This is a genomic window from Streptomyces sp. URMC 127 (assembly GCF_051386535.1).
Taxonomy (GTDB): domain Bacteria; phylum Actinomycetota; class Actinomycetes; order Streptomycetales; family Streptomycetaceae; genus Streptomyces.
This window is the reverse complement of the sequence record NZ_JBPQTW010000385.1, coordinates 1-3,030: the sequence shown is the minus strand read 5'-3', so window position 1 is coordinate 3,030 and position 3,030 is coordinate 1. Positions and strand designations below refer to the sequence as shown.

At 69.9% G+C, this 3,030-nt stretch carries 1 protein-coding gene; it reads left to right on the top strand.

What is annotated here, in order from left to right; all coding sequences use genetic code 11:
- Positions 1-255: 255 nt before the first annotated feature.
- Entirely contained in the window at positions 256-2,889 is a 2,634-nt protein-coding gene (locus ACSNOH_RS34260) for a valine--tRNA ligase (RefSeq protein WP_436725355.1), read from the top strand.
- Positions 2,890-3,030 lie beyond the last annotated feature (141 nt).

Here is a 3,030-nt window from a genome sequence, read left to right as displayed (position 1 = left end):
CCCGCTACGACCCCGCCACCCCGGCCCCCGCCCCGGACCCCTTCCGGGACCGGCGGTGGCCACACGGCCGCGCCGTAGCCGCTCGGGCCGCCGGGCCGGGCGTAGGAGCGGGGCGTCACGGGGAGCGGCTCGTAGAGGCCGGCCTGCTGCTTGCTCATCGTTCTCGTCGCTTCTCTCGTCGCGTGGGCGTCATCCTCGCCGATCCCGCGGCAATCGATTCGAAACCCCCGCGTACACCCCCTTAGAATTCACCCCGTGACCGACAACACTCAGCGCCCCGACAGCGGGCACGCCGACCGCACCCCCGACCTGCCGACCCAGTACGCGCCGGCCGACGTAGAGGGGCCGCTGTACGAGCGCTGGGTAGAGCGGGGCTACTTCGAGGCAGACGCCAAGAGCGAGAAGGAGCCCTACACGATCGTCATCCCGCCGCCGAACGTCACGGGCTCCCTCCACCTCGGCCACGCCTTCGAGCACACGCTGATCGACTCCCTCACGCGCCGCAAGCGCATGCAGGGCTACGAGGTCCTGTGGCAGCCGGGCATGGACCACGCCGGCATCGCCACGCAGAACGTGGTCGAGCGCGAGCTGGCCAAGGAGGGCAAGTCCCGCCACGACCTCGGCCGCGAGGCGTTCGTCGAGCGCGTCTGGCAGTGGAAGGCCGAGTCCGGCGGTCAGATCTCCGGGCAGATGCGTCGTCTGGGTGACGGCGTGGACTGGAGCCGTGAGCGCTTCACCATGGACGAGGGGCTGTCCAAGGCCGTCCAGACGATCTTCAAGAAGCTCTACGACGACGAGCTGATCTACCGCGCCGAGCGCATCATCAACTGGTGCCCCCGCTGCCTCACGGCCATCTCGGACATCGAGGTGGAGTACCAGGACGACGACGGCGAGCTCGTCTCCATCCGCTACGGCGAGGGTGACGCCTCCATCGTCGTCGCCACCACCCGCGCCGAGACGATGCTCGGTGACACCGGTGTCGCCGTCCACCCCGAGGACGAGCGCTACAAGCACCTCGTCGGCACCGAGATCGAGCTGCCCCTGACCGGCCGCCGCATCCCGGTCGTCGCCGACGAGCACGTCGACCCGGAGTTCGGCACGGGCGCCGTCAAGGTCACCCCGGCCCACGACCCGAACGACTTCGAGATCGGGCGCCGCCACGACCTGCCGTCGATCACTGTTCTCGACGAGCACGGTGTGATCACTGCCCACGGCCCCTTCCTCGGCCTGGACCGCTTCGAGGCCCGTTCCGCGATCGTCGGCGCCCTGCGCGCCGAGGGCCGCATCGTCGCCGAGAAGCGCCCGTACACCCACTCCGTGGGCCACTGCTCCCGCTGCAAGACGACGCTGGAGCCGCGCCAGTCCATGCAGTGGTGGGTCAAGACCGCTCCGCTGGCCAAGGCCGCGGCCGACGCCGTCCGCGACGGCAAGGTCAAGATCCACCCGCAGGAGATGGAGAAGCGCTACTTCGACTGGGTCGACAACCTCCACGACTGGTGCATCTCGCGCCAGCTGTGGTGGGGCCACCGCATCCCGGTCTGGTACGGCCCGGACGGCGAGATGGTCTGCGTCGGCCCGGACGAGCAGCCGCCGAGCGGCGAGGGCTGGCACCAGGAGACCGACGTCCTCGACACCTGGTTCTCCTCCGGCCTGTGGCCCTTCTCCACCCTCGGCTGGCCCGAGAAGACCGAGAGCGTCGAGAAGTTCTACCCGAACTCCGTCCTCGTCACCGGCTACGACATCCTCTTCTTCTGGGTCGTCCGGATGATGATGTTCGGCCTGTACGCGATGGACGGCACCCCGCCGTTCCACACCATCGCCCTGCACGGCATGGTCCGCGACCAGTTCGGCAAGAAGATGTCGAAGTCCTTCGGCAACGCGGTCAACCCGCTGGACTGGATGGACAAGTACGGCTCCGACGCCGTCCGCTTCACCCTCGCCCGAGGTGCCAACCCCGGCGTCGACGTGCCGATCGGCGAGGACTGGGTCCAGGGCTCGCGCAACTTCGCGAACAAGATCTGGAACGCCACGCGCTTCGCGATGATGAACGGCGCCACGGTGGAGGGCGACCTCCCGCCGGCCGAGCAGCTGTCGGCCACCGACCGCTGGATCCTCTCGCGCCTGAACGCCGTCGTCGCCGAGGTGGACGCGCTCTACGACGACTACCAGTTCGCGAAGCTCTCCGACGCGCTGTTCCACTTCGCGTGGGACGAGGTCTTCGACTGGTACGTCGAGCTGTCCAAGACCACCTTCCAGAAGGGCGGCCCCGAGGCGGAGGCCTCGCGCCGCGTCCTGGGCGAGGTCCTCGACGTCACCCTCAAGCTCCTGCACCCGATCGTGCCCTTCGTCACCGAGACGCTGTGGACCACGCTCACGGGCCGCGAGTCCGTCGTCATCGCCGACTGGCCGAAGGACAGCAGCTTCCGCGACGCGGCCGCCGAGCAGGAGATCGCGACGCTCCAGCAGGTCGTCACCGAGGTCCGCCGCTTCCGCTCCGACCAGGGTCTGCAGCCGGGCCAGAAGGTTCCGGCCCGCCTCGACCTGACCGGTACGGCGCTGGCCGCCCACGAGGACGCGATGCGTTCGCTGCTGCGCCTGCAGCCGGCCGGCGAGGGCTTCGCCGCGACCGCCTCGCTGCCGGTCGCGGGTGCGACCGTCGCCCTCGACCTGTCCGGCACGATCGACGTCGAGGCCGAGCGGAAGCGGCTCACGAAGGCGCTCGCCGCGGCGGAGAAGGACAAGGCGCAGTCCACGGCCAAGCTGGGGAACGAGGCGTTTCTGGCGAAGGCGGCGGAGGTTGCGGTGGAGAAGATCCGTAAGCGGTTGGAGACGGCCGAGGCGGATATTGAGCGGATCAGCTCGCAGCTGGCGGCTCTGCCGAAGGGCTGAGTTCCGGCGCCCCGCCGGGGTCTGAGTGGCCCCCTGTGCCTTTGGCACGGGGGGCCGTTTGCTTTGCGCGACCACTGCCCGCCGGTGGGGGCTTGTCGCGCAGTTCCCCGCGCCCCTAAAGGGGCGCGGGCGCGCGGCGGG